At 70.5% G+C, this 20,264-nt stretch carries 18 protein-coding genes and 1 tRNA gene; 8 read left to right on the top strand and 11 right to left on the bottom strand.

Features of this window, described 5'->3' with window-relative positions; genetic code table 11:
* Nucleotides 1–39: 39 nt before the first annotated feature.
* Nucleotides 40–1,422 (top strand): aspartate aminotransferase family protein, encoded by a 1,383-nt coding sequence (locus AOM06_RS04155; RefSeq protein ID WP_062303189.1) that lies wholly within the window; start codon nucleotides 40–42, stop codon nucleotides 1,420–1,422.
* 250 nt (nucleotides 1,423–1,672) lie between these two features.
* Here AOM06_RS04155 and AOM06_RS04150 read toward each other — a convergent pair whose 3' ends face one another.
* The 4 genes from AOM06_RS04150 to AOM06_RS04135 are packed head-to-tail and all read right to left on the bottom strand — an operon-like array spanning nucleotide 1,673 to nucleotide 5,677.
* Nucleotides 1,673–2,497 carry an ABC transporter permease gene (locus AOM06_RS04150; RefSeq protein WP_228372851.1) on the bottom strand — a complete coding sequence of 275 codons (825 nt, stop codon included), beginning with the start codon at nucleotides 2,495–2,497 and terminating at the stop codon, nucleotides 1,673–1,675.
* On the bottom strand, nucleotides 2,494–3,360 hold the full coding sequence (locus AOM06_RS04145; RefSeq protein WP_062303187.1) for an ABC transporter permease: 867 nt from the start codon (nucleotides 3,358–3,360) through the stop codon (nucleotides 2,494–2,496). Before AOM06_RS04145 ends, AOM06_RS04150 begins: the two co-directional genes overlap by 4 nt.
* Nucleotides 3,361–4,509 (bottom strand): ABC transporter ATP-binding protein, encoded by a 1,149-nt coding sequence (locus AOM06_RS04140; protein WP_062303185.1) that lies wholly within the window; start codon nucleotides 4,507–4,509, stop codon nucleotides 3,361–3,363.
* Nucleotides 4,496–5,677 (bottom strand): polyamine ABC transporter substrate-binding protein, encoded by a 1,182-nt coding sequence (locus AOM06_RS04135; RefSeq protein ID WP_228372850.1) that lies wholly within the window; start codon nucleotides 5,675–5,677, stop codon nucleotides 4,496–4,498. The genes AOM06_RS04140 and AOM06_RS04135 overlap by 14 nt, the downstream gene beginning before the upstream one ends.
* A gap of 207 nt (nucleotides 5,678–5,884) precedes the next feature.
* Between AOM06_RS04135 and AOM06_RS04130 the strand changes: the two genes are divergently transcribed.
* Nucleotides 5,885–7,318 carry an NAD(P)/FAD-dependent oxidoreductase gene (locus tag AOM06_RS04130; RefSeq protein WP_082105302.1) on the top strand — a complete coding sequence of 478 codons (1,434 nt, stop codon included), beginning with the start codon at nucleotides 5,885–5,887 and terminating at the stop codon, nucleotides 7,316–7,318.
* 159 nt (nucleotides 7,319–7,477) lie between these two features.
* Nucleotides 7,478–8,929, top strand: coding sequence for a sugar porter family MFS transporter (locus tag AOM06_RS04125; protein ID WP_082105301.1), 1,452 nt, complete (start codon nucleotides 7,478–7,480; stop codon nucleotides 8,927–8,929).
* 155 nt (nucleotides 8,930–9,084) lie between these two features.
* Here AOM06_RS04125 and AOM06_RS04120 read toward each other — a convergent pair.
* Nucleotides 9,085–9,169: transfer RNA gene (locus AOM06_RS04120), tRNA-Tyr, on the bottom strand.
* Between the two features lie 123 nt (nucleotides 9,170–9,292).
* Here AOM06_RS04120 and AOM06_RS04115 point away from each other — a divergent pair.
* Together AOM06_RS04115 and AOM06_RS04110 are read left to right on the top strand one after the other, a co-directional pair.
* The gene (locus AOM06_RS04115; RefSeq protein ID WP_062303182.1) at nucleotides 9,293–9,784 is read left to right on the top strand and encodes a YajQ family cyclic di-GMP-binding protein; all 492 of its coding nucleotides are present in this window, start codon (nucleotides 9,293–9,295) and stop codon (nucleotides 9,782–9,784) included.
* A gap of 13 nt (nucleotides 9,785–9,797) precedes the next feature.
* Complete coding sequence (locus tag AOM06_RS04110; RefSeq protein ID WP_062303180.1) at nucleotides 9,798–10,244, top strand: YdeI/OmpD-associated family protein; 447 nt, start codon at nucleotides 9,798–9,800, stop codon at nucleotides 10,242–10,244.
* Here the strand turns inward: AOM06_RS04110 and AOM06_RS04105 are convergent.
* Nucleotides 10,236–11,123 (bottom strand): oxygenase MpaB family protein, encoded by an 888-nt coding sequence (locus AOM06_RS04105; RefSeq protein WP_228372849.1) that lies wholly within the window; start codon nucleotides 11,121–11,123, stop codon nucleotides 10,236–10,238. The two genes, AOM06_RS04110 and AOM06_RS04105, sit on opposite strands and share 9 nt — an antisense overlap.
* 80 nt (nucleotides 11,124–11,203) lie before the next feature.
* On the opposite strand from AOM06_RS04105, the gene AOM06_RS04100 reads away from it, so the two are divergent.
* A complete protein-coding gene (locus tag AOM06_RS04100; protein WP_062303176.1) occupies nucleotides 11,204–11,842 on the top strand; it encodes a dihydrofolate reductase family protein in 639 nt (212 codons plus the stop codon).
* A gap of 6 nt (nucleotides 11,843–11,848) precedes the next feature.
* Here AOM06_RS04100 and AOM06_RS14990 read toward each other — a convergent pair whose 3' ends face one another.
* The 5 genes from AOM06_RS14990 to AOM06_RS04075 form a co-directional block, all read right to left on the bottom strand.
* Nucleotides 11,849–12,031: a hypothetical protein gene (locus AOM06_RS14990; protein WP_062303174.1), complete on the bottom strand. Its 183-nt coding sequence runs from the start codon at nucleotides 12,029–12,031 to the stop codon at nucleotides 11,849–11,851.
* A 46-nt stretch (nucleotides 12,032–12,077) separates the two neighbouring features.
* Nucleotides 12,078–12,953 (bottom strand): zinc metalloprotease HtpX, encoded by an 876-nt coding sequence (gene htpX, locus AOM06_RS04090; protein WP_062303172.1) that lies wholly within the window; start codon nucleotides 12,951–12,953, stop codon nucleotides 12,078–12,080.
* 183 nt (nucleotides 12,954–13,136) lie between these two features.
* Nucleotides 13,137–14,531, bottom strand: coding sequence for an FAD-dependent oxidoreductase (locus AOM06_RS04085; protein WP_062303169.1), 1,395 nt, complete (start codon nucleotides 14,529–14,531; stop codon nucleotides 13,137–13,139).
* A 205-nt stretch (nucleotides 14,532–14,736) separates the two neighbouring features.
* Nucleotides 14,737–15,378: a DUF4125 family protein gene (locus tag AOM06_RS04080; protein ID WP_062303167.1), complete on the bottom strand. Its 642-nt coding sequence runs from the start codon at nucleotides 15,376–15,378 to the stop codon at nucleotides 14,737–14,739.
* Between the two features lie 10 nt (nucleotides 15,379–15,388).
* Nucleotides 15,389–17,290: a DUF4037 domain-containing protein gene (locus tag AOM06_RS04075; RefSeq protein ID WP_062303165.1), complete on the bottom strand. Its 1,902-nt coding sequence runs from the start codon at nucleotides 17,288–17,290 to the stop codon at nucleotides 15,389–15,391.
* Between the two features lie 365 nt (nucleotides 17,291–17,655).
* Between AOM06_RS04075 and AOM06_RS04070 the strand changes: the two genes are divergently transcribed.
* Entirely contained in the window at nucleotides 17,656–19,443 is a 1,788-nt protein-coding gene (locus tag AOM06_RS04070) for a nitrite/sulfite reductase (RefSeq protein ID WP_062303163.1), read from the top strand.
* Nucleotides 19,440–20,174 carry a phosphoadenylyl-sulfate reductase gene (locus AOM06_RS04065; protein ID WP_082105299.1) on the top strand — a complete coding sequence of 245 codons (735 nt, stop codon included), beginning with the start codon at nucleotides 19,440–19,442 and terminating at the stop codon, nucleotides 20,172–20,174. Before AOM06_RS04070 ends, AOM06_RS04065 begins: the two co-directional genes overlap by 4 nt.
* Nucleotides 20,175–20,264: the final 90 nt, after the last annotated feature.

The following is a 20,264-nucleotide window of genomic DNA, read 5'->3' as shown; positions in this document are numbered from 1 at the left end:
GAGTTGCCGCGCGCATGGTCGGCAGGGAAGCATGTCCGGATGGATCCGCAACAGATGCAGCGTGCAGCCAAGGACCACCTGTGGATGCACTTCACCCAGCACTCGCGCTACGACACGGAGGACGTGCCGATCATCGTCCGCGGTGAGGGCGCGTACATCTTCGACGCCGAGGGCCGGCGCTATCTGGACGGCCTGGGCGGGCTGTTCGTCAACCAGCTGGGACACGGCCGCGAGGACCTCGCCGAGGCTGCCGCGGCGCAGGCGAAGGAGCTCGCCTTCCACCCGCTGTGGTCGTACGCCACCCCGCCCGCGATCGAGCTGGCCGCGAAGCTCGCGGCGCTCGCCCCGGGCGACCTCAACCGCGTGTTCTTCACCAGCGGCGGCGGCGACTCCGTCGAGTCCGCGTGGAAGCTCGCGAAGAACTACTTCAAGCTCGTGGGCAAGCCCCTCAAGCACAAGGTGATCAGCCGCAACGTCGCCTACCACGGCACCCCGCACGGCGCGCTGTCCATCACCGGCCTGCCGGGCCTCAAGCAGCAGTTCGAGCCGCTCGTGCCGTCGACGTTCCGTGTGCCCAACACGAACCTCTACCGCGCCGCCGAGATCACGCACGGCCTGCACGACGGCACCGATCCGGAGGCCTTCGGACGCTGGGCCGCGGATCAGATCGAGGTCGCGATCCTCAACGAGGGCGCCGACACCGTCGCCGCGGTGTTTCTCGAGCCCGTGCAGAACGCGGGCGGCTGCTTCCCGCCGCCGGAGGGCTACTGGCAGCGCGTGCGCGAGATCTGCGACCGCTACGACGTGCTGCTGGTCTCGGACGAGACCATCTGCGCGTACGGCCGGCTGGGAGAGATGTTCGGCGCCACGCGCTACGGCTACGTCCCCGACATCATCACCTCCGCCAAGGGCCTCACCTCGGGCTACGCGCCCATGGGCGCGATGATCGCCTCGGACAGGCTCATGGCGCCGTTCCTCGAGAGCGGCGAGATGTTCGCGCACGGCTACACGTTCGGCGGCCACCCGGTCGCCGCCGCGGTGGCGCTGCGCAACCTCGAGATCTTCGAGACCGAGGGCGTGCTCGAGCACGTCCGCGAGAACGCTCCGGCCTTCCGCGCGACGCTCGAGCGGCTGCTCGACCTGCCGATGGTGGGCGACGTCCGCGGCGACGGCTACTTCTACGGCGTCGAGCTGGTGAAGGACAGGGAGACCAAGGAGTCGCTCACGGCCGACGAGTGCGAGCGCGTGCTGCACGGCTTCCTGTCGAAGGAGCTCTACGCGGCGGGCCTGTACTGCCGCGCCGACGACCGCGGCGACCCGGTCATCCAGCTCTCGCCGCCGCTCACCATCGGCCAGCCCGAGTTCGACGAGATGGAGCGCATCCTGCGCGACGTGATCTCGCGGGCTCACGCGCTGCTGTAGTCGCGTCACGCGCCCGGGTCGCCCGCGCGCTCGGGCCGCGCCCCTGGGGAAGTGGTAGCCCCTGGTCGGTTCTGGGAGGTCGCGGCTTCGCAGTGGTCGGTGGTTGTCGGCGGTCCCGCCGCAGCGACAACCACCGACCACTGCGAGGCGGGGATTCCCGAAACGCGACAGTGAGGCACCATTTTCGGATCGAGCGGGGACGCGAGAAGGTCCCCGATCCACGCGGATCGGGGCCCTTCTCATGCCTGGTTCAGAGCGTGACGGCCTTGCCCTTGGCGCGACGGCGGGAGAGCACCTCGCCGCCGATGACGATGCCGAGCGCGAGCAGGAACATCAGCGTGCCGATGACGTTGACCTGCATCGGCACGCCGCGCTGAGCGGCGCCCCACACGAACATCGGGAAGGTCACCGTGGTGCCCGAGTTGAGGTTCGTGATGATGAAGTCGTCGAAGGACAGCGAGAACGCGAGCAGCGCCGCGGACAGGATGCCCGGGAAGACCAGCGGGAACGTGATCCTCCAGAAGGTCTGCCACTCGTTGGCGTAGAGGTCCGACGCCGCCTTCTCGAGGTTCGAGTCGAGGCCCGCGAGGCGCGAGCGGACCGTCACCACCACGAACGAGATGCAGAACATGATGTGCGCGATCAACACCGTCCAGAAGCCGAGCTGCCCGCCGAAGCCTGCCGCGACGAAGAGCGCGAGGAGCGACGAGCCCATGACGATCTCGGGCGTGGCCATCGGCAGGAACAGCACCAGGTTCATGGTGGACCGGCCCTCGAAGCGGTGGCGCACGAGCGCGAACGCGGCGAGCGTGCCGATGATCGTGGCGACGAGCGTCGCCAGCAGCCCGATGCTGATGCTCACCCGGAGCGACTCGCACATGCCCTGAGGCGCACACGGGTTCAGCCAGTTGTCCCACGTGAAGGACTGGAACTGGTAGAGGTTGCGCGACTCCGACGAGTCGTTGAAGGACATCAACGCGACGATGAAGTTCGGGATGTACATGTACAGCAGCACCAGGATGCCCAGCGTGAGCATGAGGTGCTTGCCGATCCAGTTGCCGACGCGGGTGATCACAGCAGCTCCTCCGTTCCTGCGCGGCGCACGTAGAAGAGCACCATGGCGACGATGAGCACCATGAGGATCACGGACAGCGCGGAGGCGTGCGGGTAGTCGCCCGCGGTGGTGAACAGCTGCTGGATCTTGTTGCCGACCATCTGGGTGTTGGGGCTGCCGAGCAGCGAGGCGTTGATGTAGTCGCCGGTGGCCGGGATGAACGTCAGCAGCGTGCCGCCGACGACGCCCGGCAGCGAGAGCGGCCAGATCACCTTGGTGAAGCGCTGCCACGGGCTCGCGTACAGATCTGCCGCGGCCTCGTTGAGCTTCGGGTCGATCTTCTCGAGGCTCGTGTAGAGCGGGAGGATCATGAAGGGCAGGAAGTTGTACGTCAGGCCCATGATCACCGCGAACGGCGTGGCGAGCAGGCGCCCGTCCTCCCCCAGGATGTGCAGCGTCTGGAGGGTGTTCACGATGAACCCGTTGTCCGCGAGGATGAGCTTCCAGGACAGCGTGCGCACCAGGAAGGACGTGAAGAACGGCGCGATGACGAGCACGAGCATCACCGTCTTCCACCGTCCCGCCTTGAACGCGATCGCGTACGCCAGCACGTAGCCCAGCACCAGGCACCCCAGCGTGGCGATGCCGGCGTAGAGGAGCGAGCGCATCATGTACGGCCAGTACTCGCCGAGCGCCTCGACGTAGTTGTCGACGCGCCACGTGAGCGTGTAGCCGTTGATCGGCGAGCCCGTCGCCGGGTCCGACAGCGACGTGGTGAGCAGTGACAGCATCGGGAACAGGAAGAAGACCGCGAGCCAGATCGCGGCCGGCCCGATGAGGAGATAGGCGGCGTTCTTGCCGAACACCCGCTGGAGCGCCTCCATTCAGTCCTCCTCGAGCCCTGCCTCGGCGTCCTGGGCGGAGTCGAGGAGGAACGCGAACTCGGGACGCCAGGACACGTCGACCTTGGTGCCCACCGGGATGAGCCCGCCGCGGCGGCCCGTGTTCTGCTCGAAGCAGGTGATCTCCTGGCCCCACGGCATCCGCAGCGTGTAGTCGGTGGAGACGCCGATGTAGCTCGCGTCGACCACCACCGCGCCGGAGAGCGCGGCTCCCGGAGCGTCGATGGCCTGGCCCTCGGGCTGGATGAGGACCTTCTCGGGCCGGATGCCCACCCAGCCGTGGTCGGAGTCGGTGTGGACCTTGCTCGCCTTGATCGTCGCGATCGTGCCGTGCATGTCGACCTTCACCACGGCATCGGCGCCCGAGCCCTCGCGGCCCACGACCGTGCCCTTGATGAGGTTCGAGCGGCCCAGGAAGTTCGCCACGAACGTCGTCTGCGGGTTCGTGTAGAGGTCGTAGGGCGCGCCCATCTGCTCGATGCGGCCCTTGTTCATGACGGCGACCGTGTCGGCCATCGTCATGGCCTCCTCCTGGTCGTGCGTGACGTGCACGAAGGTGAGGCCCACCTCCTCCTGGATGCGCTTGAGCTCGATCTGCATCGCGCGACGGAGCTTGAGATCCAGCGCGCCGAGCGGCTCGTCGAGCAGCAGCACGTCGGGCCGGTTGATGATCGCGCGAGCCAGCGCGACGCGCTGCTGCTGACCACCCGACAGCTGCGTCGGCTTCTTGTTCGCCTGCTCGGTGAGCTCCGTCAGCGCGAGGATCTCCTTGACCTCCTGCGCGGGATCCTTCGCGCCACGGCGCTTGGGGCCGAACGCGACGTTCTCCGCGATGGTGAGGTGCGGGAACAGGGCGTAGTTCTGGAACACCGTGTTGACGGGCCGCTTGTAGGGCTTGGCGTCCGTGATGTCCTGGTCGCCGATGTGGATGGTCCCCTTGGTGGCCTCCTCGAGGCCGGCGACCATCCGCAGCGTCGTGGTCTTGCCGCAGCCCGAGGGGCCCAGCAGCGCGAAGAAGGAGCCCTGCGGGATCACCAGGTCGAGCGACTCCACGGCCACGAAGCCGTTGGGGTAGCGCTTGTGGAGACCGGTGAGCTTGAGGTCCCCACGGGCCTGGTCAGCCAGTGACATCTGCGAAGTCCTTCTCGTACTGCGACGCCTTCGCCTCGTCGAGCGCCATGAAGGAGTGCGTCTGCGCGAGGTAGTCGGCGGTCGGGAAGATGAGCGGGTTGTCGACCAGCGACGGGTCGATCTTCTCCATCTCCGCCTGCGCACCCTCGACGGGGCACACGTACCAGACGTAGGCGGCGAGCTTCGCGGCCACGGCCGGGTCGTAGTAGTAGTCGATCCACTTCTCGGCGTTGGCCTTGTGGGTGCCCTGGACCGGCACGAGCATGTTGTCGGACCAGATCATCATGCCCTCCTGCGGGGGCAGGAAGACCAGGTTCTCGTCCTCGGCGGCCGCGACGTCGCCCGACCACGCGACGCACGCCGCGATGTTGCCGTTGGCGAGGTCGTTGATGTACTCGTTGCCGGTGAACGCACGGATCTGACCGTCCGAGCGCGCCTTCGAGATCTTCTCGAGGGCGTTGCCCCACTCGTCGTCGCTGAAGTTCGACGGGTCCGCGCCATCGGCGAGCAGGAGCAGGCCCATGGTGTCGCGCATCTCGGTGAGCAGGGTGACCTTGCCCTTGAGGTCCGAGCGCGTGAGCAGCTCGTCGATGGTCGAGACCTCGCCGACGAGGGACTTGTTGTAGGCGATGCCGGAGAAGCCCGACTGCCACGGCGCCGAGTACTCGCGGTTCGGGTCCCAGCCGACGCCCTGGAGCGACGAGAGCAGGTTCTTGTCGAGGTTCGGGACGTTCGCCTTGTCGAGCTTCTGGATCCAGCCGGCGTCGATCATGCGCGCGGCCATCCAGTCGGTGAGCACGAACAGGTCGCGTCCGGTCGGCTGGCACGCGCCGAGCTGGTTGCGCACCTTCGCGAAGAACTCGATGTTGTCGTTGACGTCCGGCGTGTAGGTGACCTTGAGCCCGGACTCCTCCTGGAAGGCCGTGAGGGTGGAGATGTAGTCGCCGTCGTCCTCGTCGATGTACGCGGGCCAGTTCGAGACGTTGAGCACGGCCTCGGTGTCCGAGAGGTCCGTGGTGACGCAGTCGGCGGATGCGTCGCCGCCACCGCCGCGGCCCATGAGGTAGACGGCGCCGAGGCCCGCGGCACCGGCCGCGCCCCCGATCATCAGCCCACGGCGCGAGACGCCCTTCTTCTTCACTTCCTCCGGCGGCGTGACCTCGGACACGTCGACCTCCTTGACTCCGGGCGGACCCGGTCAGCTGACAGCGAGTGACCAGATAGTGGCATGCCGCCTCGGGTATCCCGCACGCCTTCATCAAATTGGAATGCGCAATCAGGCGTTTTGGCCTGAGAATTTACGCGCACGAAACGAGTTGTCCGGACGGGGATATTGCAGCGATGTTTCGTAGGTGACGCGCACCACACTTGATCCATGAATCGACCAGGTGGCGCGAGGGTCCCAGCCCCGGCCGATCCGGCGGCGCGCGCCCGCGCCTACGCGGGCATCTCCCTGTGGCTCGCCACCGCCGAGGACGACCTCGTGGGGCAGGACCCGCTCGACGGCGACCGCGAGGTGGACGTCGCGATCGTGGGAGCCGGCTTCACCGGCCTGTGGACCGCGTACTACCTCGCGGAGGCCCGCCCCGACCTCACCATCGCGATCGTCGAGCGCGAGATCGCGGGCTTCGGCGCGTCGGGCCGCAACGGCGGCTGGGCCTCGGCGCTGTTCCCGAGCTCGCTCGGGACCCTCGCGCGCGACGCCGGCCGCGACGCGGCCCTGCGCCAGCACGCCGCCATGCGCGCCTCGGTCGACGAGGTGATCCGCGCATCGTCCGCCGCCGGCATCGACGCGCGCCTCGCCAAGGGCGGCACGGTGGTGCTCGCCCGCACCGGGACCCAGCTGGCGCGCGCCCGCGCCGAGGTGGAGGAGGCGCGTGGGTGGGGCCGCGACGCGCACGAGCTGTCGCTGCTCGACGCGGACGGCGCCCGCGCCCATCTGAACGCGACGCGCGTGCTCGGCGGGACGTACACGCCCGACTGCGCGGCGATCCATCCGGGGCGCCTCGCACGCGGGCTGGTCCGCTCGGTCCGCGAGCGCGGCGTGCGCGTCCACGAGCTCACGGCCGCCACCCGCATCGTCCCCCATCGCGTCGAGACGGAGCGCGGCACCCTCACCGCCGCGCATGTGATCCGCGCGACGGAGGGGTACACCCCGGGGCTGCCGGGCCACGGCCGCGACGTGGTGCCCGTCCACTCCCTCATCATCGCGAGCGCGCCGCTGCCCGCCGCGATGTGGGACCAGATCGGCCTGGCCAGACGCGAGACCTTCTCCGACGGCCGGCACCTGGTGATCTACGGGCAGCGCACGGCCGACGACCGCATCGTCTTCGGCGGGCGTGGCGCGCCGTACCGGCTCGGCTCGTCGGTCGCGCTCCACCGCGGCCGCGCCCGCGACGTCCACCGCAAGCTTCACGCGACGCTCGTCGACCTCCTGCCGGTGCTGCGGGACGTCGAGATCACGCACACGTGGGGAGGCGCGCTCGGGATCGCGCGCGACTGGCACGCCTCGGTCGGCCTCGACCCGGAGACCGGCCTGGGATGGGCCGGCGGCTACGTGGGCGACGGCGTCACCACCACCAACCTCGCGGGGCGCACGCTGCGCGACCTGGTGCTCGGCGTCGACAGCGAGCTCACGGCGCTTCCCTGGGTGGGGCATCGGTCCCGGCGGTGGGAGCCCGAGCCGCTGCGCTGGATGGGCGTCAACGCAGGCCTGCGGGCCATGACCGCGGCCGATGCCGAGGAGCGGCTCACCCGGCGGGAGAGCGTCGCGGCGCGCGTCATGGCGCCCTTCATGGGCGGGCACTGAGGACGACGGATCCCCTGGCACCGTCACCATCGGCGTTTCGCGCCGTTGGGAAGGCGGCGTCCCTCCATTCGCGTTAGCGTCACCTGTAGAGGCCGTACCGGCCTGCCGCCGGTGCGAGGAGCCAGGATCGCAACGGCGCGACCCGCGATTGGAGCCGACATGTCACAGACCTCGCCCGCGTCGCCCCCGAAGCTGCATGGTCGCGTGGTCGCCATCAGCATCGGCGCCGCGCTCGGTGGATTCCTCTTCGGCTTCGACTCGTCCGTCATCAACGGCGCCGTGGACGCGATCGAAGGCGAGTTCGAGCTGTCCGAGGCCGTGACCGGCTTCGCCGTCGCGTCCGCGCTGCTCGGCTGCGCGGTCGGCGCGTGGTTCGCCGGCGGGCTCGCGAACCGCTACGGCCGGATCCGGGTCATGGTGATCTCGGCGATCCTCTTCTTCGTCTCCGCGTTCGGTTCCGGGTTCGCGTTCGGCGTGTGGGACCTGGTCGGATGGCGCATCCTCGGCGGCCTCGCGATCGGTGCCGCCTCCGTGATCGCACCCGCGTACATCGCCGAGGTCGCCCCCGCGACGTTCCGGGGCCGGCTGGGCTCGCTGCAGCAGATGGCGATCGTGCTCGGCATCTTCGCCGCGCTCCTCAGCGACGAGCTCTTCGCCTCGACCGCCGGCGGCGCCTCCGAGGAGCTGTGGGCCGGACTCGAGGCGTGGCGCTGGATGTTCCTGGCCGCCGCCGTGCCCGCGCTCATCTACGGCCTGGCGGCGCTGCGGCTGCCCGAGTCCCCCCGCTACCTCGTCACCAAGCACGAGGACGAGAAGGCCGCGCAGATCCTCGCGGACTACACGGGAGAGACGGACCCGCACCACAAGATCGCCCAGATCCGCTTCTCCCTGGGCAAGGACGAGAAGCGCTCGATGCGCGACCTCCGCGGCCATGCGCTGGGGCTCCACCCGATCGTGTGGACCGGCATCCTGCTGTCGATGTTCCAGCAGTTCGTGGGCATCAACGTGATCTTCTACTACTCGACCACGCTGTGGAAGTCGGTGGGCTTCGACGAGTCCGACGCGTTCACCACGTCGACCATCACCTCGCTCACCAACATCGTCGCCACCATCATCGCGATCTCGCTCGTGGACCGCATCGGCCGCCGCCTGCTGCTGCTCATCGGCTCCGCCGGCATGTTCGTGTCGCTCGCGGTCATGGCGATCGCGTTCGCGAACGCGACCACCGATGCCGCGGGCGAGACCGCGCTCGAGGGAGGCTGGGCGACCGCCGCGCTCGTGGCCGCGAACACGTTCGTGGTGTTCTTCGCCGCCTCGTGGGGCCCCGTGGTCTGGGTGCTCCTGGGCGAGATGTTCCCCAACCACATGCGCGCGACCGCGCTGGCGGTCGCGGCAGCCGCCCAGTGGCTCGCGAACTTCCTCATCACCGTCTCGTTCCCCGGCATGGCGGACATCTCGCTCGTGTTCGCGTACGGCTTCTACGCCACGATGGCGCTGCTGTCCTTCTTCTTCGTGCTCGCGAGGGTCCCCGAGACACGCGGGGTCGAGCTCGAGGACATGCGCGACGATGCGAACGCGCACACCAAGGAGGATGCGGCCGCGGGCGTGTAGCCCTCCCCGTCGCGACAGCTCCAACGGAGCTTGTCCCGACACGCCGAGCGAACTCGCGCATCGTGCCCCGCGACCCGGCGTGTCGCCGCGAGCTCCGTCCGCACTGTCAGGGGGACGCGAAAGCGCCCCTCCCGATCCCGGGAGGGGCGCTCTTCTGGTGGCGGGTGAGGGATTCGAACCCCCGAAGTCAGTGACGGCTGATTTACAGTCAGCTCCCTTTGGCCGCTCGGGCAACCCGCCAGTGCGCCGCGAGCGGCGCGCATGGAAGGATAGCAAGGATCGAGGGCCGAACGCGAATCGCGTCCCGCGGCCCTCACCCGCAAGCAACCACGGCGCCTCGGTCGCGCCGAGATGGAGGATGAGATGGCAGGCGACAGCAGCTTCGACGTGGTGTCCAAGGTGGACCGCCAGGAGGTCGACAACGCCCTCAACCAGGCGGCCAAGGAGATCAACCAGCGCTACGACTTCAAGGGCGTGGGCGCCTCGATCGAGTTCTCGGGCGAGGACGTCCTCATGAAGGCCAACAGCCCCGAGCGCGTCAAGGCCGTCCTCGACGTGTTCATCGCGAAGCTCGCGAAGCGCCAGATCGAGATGAAGGCGCTCGAGTGGGGCGAGCCCCAGCCGTCGGGCAAGGAGTTCCGCCTGGTCGCGAAGGTCAAGGAGGGCATCGCGCAGGACGTCGCGAAGAAGCTCACCAAGCTGGTCCGCGACGAGGGCCCCAAGTCCGTCAAGGCGCTCATCCAGGGCGACGAGCTGCGCGTCACCTCGAAGTCGCGCGACGACCTCCAGGCGACCATCGCGCTGCTCAAGGGCGCGGACGTGGACGCCGCGCTGCAGTTCGTCAACTTCCGCTGACGGTCACGGGACGATGCGGTTCCACGCGACCGTCGAGCCGCTCGAGCCCATGAAAGGGCTCGAGGTGCCCGCCGCCGTGGTCGACGACCTCGGCGGCGGGGCCCGTCCGCGGGTGGTGGTCACCGTCAACGGCCATGCCTGGCGCACCGCGATCGCGAAGATGCGCGGCCGGCACCTCATCGGCCTGAGCACCGCGAACCGTGCCGCCGCGGGCGTGGCCACCGGCGACCAGGTCGAGGTGGACGTGGCGCTCGATCTCGAGCCGCTCGCCGCGGACGAGCCGCAGGACCTCGCGGATGCACTCGACGCCGAGCCGGCCGCGCGTGCGGCCTTCGACTCGCTCACCGTCAGCCAACGCCGCCAGCACATCCGCGTGATCGAGCAGGCCAAGGGCGCGGATACGCGCGCACGGCGCATCGGCAAGGTGGTCGACGAGGCGCGGGCGCGCGGATCACGCTGACGGGCGCTCGGCCTCGTCGCGGTGGACCGGGCAGCCGCTCGGGAACGTCCCGAGATCCTCGACCCGATACCCGTCGGGGTAGCTGCGGATCCAGGGGAGGTCGGCCACCTGCGTCGCCTTCGCTCGCGCGGGCATGAGCCCGGCGAGCCGACCGCGCAGCCGCACCCCGCCGCGCGCCGCGGCGACGACCACGCGCGACGGCTTCCGGTAGCGGAAGGCGTCGAGGAGCGCATCGTCCATGAGCGCGCGGCTGAACGGCTCCATCACCCGGGCGGGCACGCGCGGGCGGAACGTCAGCATGAGCGCAAGGGTCGCATCGGCCGCGCGCCGGGCACCCTCGTCGAAGGCGAAGTGCTCCGACTCGTAGCCATCCATGAGCGTTGCGAAGCCGTCGTACGTCTCAGGCACGTCCGGGATGCCCATGTGCCGCCCGAGCTCGCGGTAGTAGCGCACCGACGCCTCCACCTCCGCGGGCGAGAACGGCCTCTTCCCGTACGCCTCCATCCACCTCGCCGGCACCACCACGAAGGTGGAGAGCACGTAGCGGAACTCGTGGTCGGGGATGTCGTACGCGCGATGCATCTGGTTGACGCGCCGGATCGCGGCACGCGCCTCGGGGTCGCCGAAGCCCAGCCGGGTGGGCGTCTCGAGCAGCAGCGCCGTGTCGTCGTAGCGCTTCTGCGCGCGCGACGTGAACTCGCCGGTCTGATCGAGCAGCCGCCCGATGCCCGGCACGGCGTAGGTGCGGAACAGCGCGAAGCTGAGCGACTGGTTCATGTCCCACGGGAACTCGTGCATGACCAGGTTCCGGTAGATCTCGACGAAGTCGCGCTCGGGGTCGAGCGCCGCGTTGACACGCCTCCAGTGGTCTCGCCTCACCCGTCGCAAACTACGCGAACCGCGCACACGTGTGAAGGGCACCCCGCGCGCGGGACCCCGCCCGATGCGAGACTGCCCCCATGTCCCTGGTGCGGGTGCACAACCTCGCGGTCTCCCTCGACGGCTTCGCCACGGGCGTCGATCAGAGCCTCGACGCGCCGTTCGGGCACGCCGGGATGCGGCTCATGGAGTGGTTCAAGGACACCGCCACGTGGGCGTCGCTCCAAGGCGACGATGCGCCGGAGACTCCGGACGATGCGTTCGCCCGGCGGTCCTTCGAGGGCATCGGCGCGGAGATCATGGGGGCGAGGAAGTTCGGGCCGCCGGGCTGGCAGGACGATGCGGGCTGGCGCGGCTGGTGGGGCGACGAGCCGCCGTTCCACACGCCGGTGATCGTGCTCACGCACCGGCCGCGCGATCCCCTGGTGCTCGGGGAGACGACGTTCCTGTTCCGCAACGCGGCCCCCGCCGACGCGCTCGCCGAGGCACGTGTCCTCGCGGGCGGCCTCGACGTGCGCCTAGGAGGCGGGCCGACCTCGGTCAAGGAGTTTCTGGCCGAGGACCTGGTGGACCACCTTCACGTGGTCGTGGTGCCGATCGTCCTCGGCCGCGGCGTGAGCCTGTGGCAAGGCCTCGAAGGGCTCGAGGCGCGCTTCGAGACGAGCGCGACCAGCACGCCGAGCGGGGTCACGCACGTGACCTTCACGCGCCGCGGGTAGCCCCCGCTAGCCGAACGCGACCTCCGCGGCGTCCCTCACGCTCGCCTCCTTGCCCGGCGCGCTCTGATAGCGCCAGTACAGGCTGGTGTGCGCGATCACGCCGTCACGGTCGACGGCCTGCGCGACCACGTCGACCTGCATGTCGATGACCAAGAGCGCGGTGCCGCCGCGCCCTTCGAGGGTGCTCATGGGCCCACGCTAGGCCGGGGGTCCGACAGCCCCGCCGAACGATGCGTCAGCGCAGGTAGCCGCGCGAGCGCGCCATCTCCTCGAGACGCGCGATGCGCTGGTCCATGGGCGGGTGCGTCGCGAACAGGTTCGCCACGCCCTCGCCCCGGAACGGGTTCGCGATCATCATGTGCGAGACGTTCTCGAGCTGCGGGGTGTCCTTGAGCGGACGCGCCTTGGTGCCCTGCTCGAGCTTGCGCAGGGCCGAGGCGAGCGCGAGCGGGTCGCCGGTGAGCGTCGAGCCGTCCTCGTCCGCGTCGTACTCGCGAGTGCGGGAGATCGCCATGCGGATGAGGCTCGCGGCGATGGGCGCGAGGATGAGCATCGCGAGCAGGCCGAAGATGCCCAGCGGGTTGTCCCGGCTGTCGCGGCCGCCCCCGAAGAAGAAGAGCATCTGCGCCACCGCGGTGATCATGCCCGCGAAGGCCGCCGCGACCGAGCCGATGAGGATGTCGCGGTTGTAGACGTGCATGAGCTCGTGGCCCAGGACGCCTCGCAGCTCGCGCTCGTCGAGGAGCTCGAGGATGCCCTCGGTGCAGCACACCGCGGAGTTCTGCGGGTTGCGTCCCGTCGCGAAGGCGTTCGGGGCCGCGGTGGGCGAGACGTACAGCTGCGGCATCGGCTGGTTGGCCTGCTGGCTGAGCTCTCGGACGATGCGGTACATCGCGGGCTGCTCGACCTCGGTGACGGGGCGCGCATGCATCGCGCGGATCGCGAGCGTCGCGGAGTTCCAGTAACCGAAGGCCGTACCGAAGACCGAGAACAGGGCGAACATCCACAGGTACTGGCCGTTGCCGATGAACGTGCCGAGCGTGAGCATCACCGCCCACAGCGCGACGAACAGACCGGTGGTCTTCAGCCCGTTGAAGTACTTCCTGCCCACGTGTCCTCCGTTTCCCTCGGACGGAGAACGGACGCAGGCGCGCCCCGGTTCCCCCCTGCGGGGAATCCTGCCACGTTGCAAAGGCACGCGGTGCCGCTACGCGCCGCCCGGGGAGACGCGTGAGGCCGGCGCGACGGCAATCCCCGTCGCGCCGGCCTCACGCCACCCCTGCCGGGGTCGATCTCAGGGCGAGACGTTGTGGACCGCGCGGCTCAGCGCGATCTCGGTCATCTCCTCGCGCGGGACCACCTTGATGCGCTCGCGGCCGTGCGGCTCGCCGATCGCACGCTCGTGGGCGTCGAGGATCTCCCAGTCCTCCCACTGGACCACCGGCACGCCGCGCGACTTGAGCAGCCGCAGCACGTTGTCGGGGCTGAGGCCGGCGGGCGTCGCCTTGGACTCGGCGTACAGGCCCGGGGCGTCCTCGACCAGGTTCGCGATGGTCTCCGAGGCGTCGGACTTGGTGTGGCCGATGAGCCCTACCGGGCCGCGCTTGATCCAGCCGGTCGCGTAGTAGCCCTGGAGCCGCTCGCCCGACTCGTCGACCACGCGGCCGCCCTCGTTGCGGATGGTGCCCTTGGCGTCGTTGAACGGGATGCCCTCGATCTCGGTGCCCCAGTAGCCGACGGCGCGGTACACGGCCTGCACCGGGTAGTCGATGAGCTCGCCCGTGCCCTTGACGTTGCCGTCGCCCTGGAGCGCGGTGCGCTCCATCCGGATGCCGACCACCTTGCCGTCCTCGCCGAGCACCTCGGTCGGGCTCTGGAGGAAGTGCAGGTGGATGCGGCGCGACGCGGTGCCGGGCTCCTTGAGCGCGTAGTCGGTGAGCGTCTTCACCACCTGCTTCTGCTGCTTGTTGTTCTCCGCGACCTCCATCGAGGCCTCGTCGAACTCGTAGTCCGTCTCCGGGTACACGACGATGTCGACGTCGGGCACGTGGCCCAGCTCGCGCAGCTCGAGCGGCGAGAACTTCACCTGCGCCGGCCCGCGGCGGCCGAACACGTGGACATCGGTGACGGGCGACGCCTCGAGCGTCTTCACCACGTTCGCCGGGATCTCCGTCGGCATGAGGTCCTTGACGTGCTTCGCGAGGATCCGGGCGACGTCGAGCGCGACGTTGCCGACGCCCACAACGGCGACCTCCTTGGCCTCGAGCGGCCAGGTACGGGGCACGTCCGGGTGGCCGTCGTACCAGGACACGAAGTCGGCGGCGCCGAACGAGCCCTCCAGCTCGATACCAGGGATGTCGAGGTCCGCATCCTTGAAGGAGCCGGTCGCGAAGATCACCGCGTCATAGTGCTCGCGGAGCTCCTCGAGGGTGATGTCCGTGCCCACGTCGACGTTGGCCAGCAGGCGGATGTCGCCGCGGCCGATGACGTTCGCGAGCGCGACGATGATCTGCTTGATGCGCGGGTGGTCCGGGGCCACGCCGTAGCGGACCAGGCCGAAGGGCGCGGGCAGGCGCTCGATGATGTCGATCGACACGTTGAGGTCGGTCTTGGACAGGATGTCGGCGGCATAGGTGCCGGCCGGACCGGCGCCGATGATGGCGATCCGGAGCGGGCGTTCGGTCGTCACAGCGATCTCCTCAGGTGCTTGCGTGCAGGTGCATCCGGGGAGGGGGACAAGGTCCGCCACTCCCGGGCCCGGCGAACGGCACCAGAGTATAGACACGTCATGCGAGCGTCCCACCAGCACCCCACGACAGGTACCCCCCGGGGCATCACGCCTGGTAAATGCCCTCCGGGGTATGCGACCGGGTGCCGTCCGGCCGATGCGGGCGCTACCGCCGGTGCGCCGCCTCGGCGGCGTCAAGATCCTCGTAGCCGGCGAGGATCGCCGTGTACGCGACGGTGCGCCACGTGAGGTTCTGGCCCGTCGCCGCGAGGTCCTCGACCAGCGCGGCGTAGAGCGCGAGGGTCGCGTCCGAGTACGTCCCCAGCTCGCCCCGCAGGTACGTCTCGAACGACGTCGCGTCGCGCGTGTCCTCGACGGTCGCGATCACCCGCATCCCCGATCCGAGCGCGGGATAGCGCGCGTGGAAGTCGCGCGCCCATGCGACCTGACGCCCCACGATCCGCTCCTGCGCCGCGATGCGCCCCGCATCGAGCACCGGCAGGTGGGGCGCGAGCTCGCGCGCGTAGCGCTCGGGCTCGACCGGCTCCATCATCCGGGCGTACTTCTCGGTGAGCAGGTTCCTCCCGCGACGCTCGGCATCGGCCAGGTCGGCCAGGTACGAGTCCAGCAGCGGCATCGGCCAGGTCATGAACTGCCCCAGCCGCTGGACCTCGAACTCCGCGGGGTTGTCCTGGCACGAGGCGCGGCCGTCCTCGCCGCGCACCCGCTGGAACTGCTCCCACTCGAGCGCGACCACCTCGCGCGCCCGCTCGAGCCGCGCGGCGCGCTCCTCGTAGGTCTCGGTCATGCCACCGTCCTCACAGGTCCCGCAGCCACGGGTCGCGGATGCGGGCGCGCAGCTCGGCCCGGTGGTCCTCGAGGAACTCGGCCCCCGAGCGCGACAGCCCCTGCACGCGCAGCTCGGCCGCCACCTGCGCGCATGCCTCCGCGATCGCCGCCTCGAGCCGCTCGCGCGCGGGGCCCGACCCGGCGCCGCCCTCCCCGAAGCCCGCCCCGCCCAGGCACGCCGCGGACGCGAGCCTCACCGCGTCGGACAGCGTCTCGTGCACCCCCGGAAGGCGCGATGCGGGCCGCGCCGCGAGCGCGCGCAGCGCCGCGAAGCGCCACTTGTAGTACGGCAGGTAGCCGACCGCGGAGGGCCGGTTGAGCAGGTACACGGCGGACGATGCGGCCGCCACGAACTCGGCCACGGACAGCCACGCGGCCTCGCCGTCGCCGCGGGCGAGCATGCGCGGCACGTTGTACTGCCCCGCCTGCGCCATCATCCCGAGGCGTCGAGAGATCAGCGCGACCCGGACGTCGTCGGGCATCCGGCGGAAGCCGTCCCGCACCCGCGAGAACGCGCCCAGCGGGTCGCGGAACACTGCGCCGTTGGTCGCAGCCGCGAGCGTCGCCTCGTCGAGCAGCAGCCACGCGTGCGCCTGATCCGGGGCGGGCGCCTCACGATGCCCGGTGAGGCCCTCGAAGAAGTCCCCGATCCCGAACACCCCGACGCGCCGGTCCGCGGCGCGGGACGTCTCGGCCGCCCAGACGTGCCCGCGGTGCTCGCGCGGCAGCGCGTCGTAGTCGGCCTGAAGGCGCTCGCCGTGCCGCGCCAGGTCGTCGTCGGTGAGCCAGACGCAGAAGCCCGGGCCCCAGTCATGATCGCGCGACAGCGCATCGTCGAAGCCGTAGCGGTCCGAGCCGTGCCCCACGAGGCCCACCGCCGCGCGTGCCATCAGCCCGGGATGACGCTCCTCGAGCATCGGAAGGCCCACGTGCTCCCAGTAGGAGCGCGCGAGCTCGAGACCGGTGAGAGGCTCGGGGACGTCGGAAGGAGCCGCCGGCGCGGGCGCGGGTGTCCGCTCCGCGGGCGACGCCTCCGGGCCCGCCGCGAGCGCGGCGCGCGCCTCGGCGAGGTTGTCGGCGGTCACGGCGTACGCCTCGGAACCGCGCCCGTAGCACTCCTCGACCACCTCGAGGACGCGGGCATAGGCGTCGACCGCATCGGCCGCGCGGCCGAGCCGCAGGCTCGCCTCGGCGTGCCCGGCGAGCGCGGCGGCATAGTGCGGGTCGCGCTCATGCGCGCCGCGGCGGTAGATCTCCATCGCCGACCCGGCATGCGCCGCGGCCTCCTCGGTGCGCCCGACCCGGAAGAGCTCGAGCGCGAGGTTGGTGCGGCTCGACGCGAGGTCGAGGTCCGAGCCGGGATTGACGGAGGATGCCTCGAGGATCGCGATCGCCGCCTCGAGCTCCCGCGCGGCAGCCGCGTGGTCGCCGAGGTCGGAGTGCAGCAGCGCGAGGTTGTTGCGGAGCGCGGCGAGGCGCCGGTCGCGCGGCCCCATGACCGCCGTCGCATCGCTCAGCGCACGGTCGTAGCTCTCGCGCGCCTCCGCGAACCTTCCCGCCGCACGCTGCGCGGTCGCGACGTTGATGCGCGTGGTCGCGGCCGCCTCCGTGCCCGCGAGGCCCAGCTCGGCGACCAGGTCCGAGGCACGCGCGGCCATCGCGAGCGCATCGTCGTGCCTGCTCACCGAGCGGTAGAACCCCATCGCCTCGTTCACGACGGTGAGCTCGGCGGCGCTGTCGCCGCGCGCGCGGCACCCGGCAAGGGCGGCGACGACGAGAGGCTCGGCATCGGCGGCGCCGCGATGCTCGGCGAAGACCCGGTCGAGGTCGCGCAGGAATCCGGCGACGTCGAAGCGATCCTGCCCGCACATGCGGCCTCCCGATCGCGGCACGTGCGGCCGCCCTCGCGCCAGGGTAGGCACCGCATCGTCCTCGAGGTCGGGCCGAAAGGCCCCGAGCGCCGACACCCCCGGGGGCATAGCGCCTGGTAACCAGGACCCTGGTCCCTGGCCGAATCGCCCGAAAGGGGTTCACAACCGAGCGGATGATGTGTCATCATCGCCGCCATGGCTACCTCGGCGAACGTCTCGGCACCCCGGTGCCGCGTTTGCTGTGCCATGTGTCTGTCGGCCTGAGTCGCCCACGGATCGTCCCCAACCATCCCCAGGGCGCTCGGCCTGACGAGCGCTATCTCGCCACGCCGTAGCTCCCCCTCCTGAACACTCCTGGAGCCGCTGTGAGCACCACCACCGAGCAGACCGGGGCCAACGCCCCAGCCCCTCAGGCGCTGAGCGACGCCGAGGAGCGCCGCCGCCACCGCGAGGAGGCGCGCCTCATCCGCACCCGCGAGGCCGCCGCGCGCAAGAACACCGCGTCGAAGGACGGCCAGTGGGCCGCGGGCGACCGCACGCCCCTCAACCCCAACGAGGAGTTCAAGTCGACCGGCGACCCGCTCGAGGTCCGCGGTCGCATCGAGAACCTCTACTCGAAGTGGGGCTTCTGGTCGATCCCGCCCACCGACCTCCGCGGCCGCTTCCGCTGGTGGGGCCTGTACACGCAGCGCCGCCCGGGGATCGACGGCGGCAAGACCGCGATCCTCGAGCCCCACCAGCTGGACGACGAGTACTTCATGCTCCGGGTCCGGTCGGACGGCGGCCAGCTCTCGGTCGCCCAGGCCCGCGAGATCGGCCTCATCTCGAGCGAGTTCGGCCGCGAGACCGCCGACGTCTCCGACCGCCAGAACATCCAGCTCCACTGGATCCGCATCGAGGACGTGCCGGAGATCTTCCGCCGCACCGAGGCCGTGGGGCTCGGCTCCGAGGAGGCCTGCGGCGACGTCCCGCGCGTGATCCTCGCCTCGCCCGTCGCGGGGGTCTCGAAGGACGAGCTCATCGACCCGACCCCGCAGATCGAGCAGATCAAGGAGCTCTACATCGGCTCCCCCGAGTTCTCGAACCTGCCGCGCAAGTTCAAGACCGCCTTCACGGGGCAGCCGGTCCCGGACATCCTGCACGAGGTCCAGGACATCGCGTTCTGCGCCGTCGAGCACCCCGAGCTGGGCATCGGCTACGACCTGTGGGTGGGCGGCGGGCTCTCGGTGAACCCGATGCTCGGGGCCCGTCTGGGCGTGTTCGTGAAGCCCGAGATCGCGCACGAGGTCTGGAAGGGCGTGGTCAGCATCTTCCGCGACCACGGCTACCGACGCCTTCGCACCCGCGCCCGCCTCAAGTTCGTGCTCAAGGCCTGGGGCCCGGAGAAGTTCCTCCAGGTGCTCCAGGACGACTACCTGGGCTACGAGCTCCCCGAGGGCCCCGCCCCCCGGACCGCGACGCCGGGCGATCGCGGCGACCACGTGGGCATCCACCAGCAGAAGGACGGCCGCTGGTACGTGGGCGTGGCGCCGGTCGCCGGCCGCATCTCCGGCACCAAGCTCCAGCGCATCGCGGAGATCGCGGAGTCCGTAGGCTCGGACCGCATCCGCCTCACGCCGCTCCAGAAGATCCTCATCCTCGACATCCCCGAGGACCGGGTCTCCGACGTGGTCAACGGCCTGCGCGCGCTCGAGCTCGAGTCTGATCCCGGCGAGTTCCACCGCAACGTCATCGCGTGCACCGGAATCGAGTACTGCAAGCTCGCGATCGTCGAGACCAAGGCCACCGCACGCGAGGTGGTGAAGGTGCTCGACCAGAAGTTCCCCACGCTCGACAACCCCATCACCGTGCATGTCAACGGCTGCCCGAACTCGTGCGCCCGCGTGCAGATCGCGGACATCGGCTTCAAGGGCCAGCTGGTGCTGGACGAGGAGTCGGGCGAGCAGGTCCCCGGCTTCCAGGTCCACCTGGGCGGACGCCTGGGCCGCGGCGAGGACAACGACTTCGGGCGCAAGATCCGCGCGCACAAGGTCACCGAGAAGGGCATGCCCGAGTACGTCGAGCGCGTCACCCAGAACTACCTGGACACGCGCGAGGACGGCGAGCAGTTCGCGGACTGGGCCTTCCGGGTCGACGAGGAGCTGATCCGATGACGCTGCCAGGGTTGGGCGCCGCGTCGCTCACCCTCCTCAACCCCGCGGAGTGGACGCCCGAGACGTGCGCGGAGGTCAACGAGCGCCTGCTCACCGCGAGCGCCTCGCACATCGCCGACTGGGCGGTCGCGACCTTCGGCCATGGGCTCGCGATCGCGGCGTCGATGCAGGACACGATCCTGCCGCACCTGTTCGGCACGCGGCTCGAGGGCGTCGACGTGCTGTTCCTCGAGACGGGGTACCACTTCGCCGAGACCGTGGCCACGCGCGACGCGGCGGCCGCGGCCTTCCCCGTGACGATCGTCGACGTGACGCCCGAGCTCACGGTCGAGCAGCAGGATGCGGCCTACGGCAAGGACCTGTTCGCGCGCGATCCCGGGCTGTGCTGCCAGATGCGCAAGGTGGACCCGCTGAAGAAGGCGCTCGGCGGATACGCCGCGTGGGTGACGGGTGCGCGCCGCGTCGACGCGCTCACCCGCTCCGAGATGCCGGTGGTGTCCTGGGACGCCAAGCACGGGCTGGTCAAGATCAACCCGCTCGCGCTGTGGGACGATGCGGCGGTCGAGGCCTACCAGGAGGCGCACGCCCTCCCGCGGAACCCCCTGGTCGCGCAGGGCTACCCGAGCATCGGCTGCCTTCCCTGCACCAAGCCCGTCGCGCCGGGCGAGGACCCGCGCTCGGGCCGCTGGGCCGGCCAGGGCAAGACGGAGTGCGGCATCCACGTGGGCTGACCACGCCTCCCACGAGGCAGAGGCGGGCCGGGGCGGGACCCCATGGGGGACGATGCGCGGGGCGCCCCGGGAGCGGACACTCCCCCGAGG

Origin of the sequence: Demequina subtropica, from assembly GCF_000971235.1 — a bacterium.
Taxonomy (GTDB): domain Bacteria; phylum Actinomycetota; class Actinomycetes; order Actinomycetales; family Demequinaceae; genus Demequina; species Demequina subtropica.
This window is presented reverse-complemented; position numbering and strand designations above follow the sequence as displayed.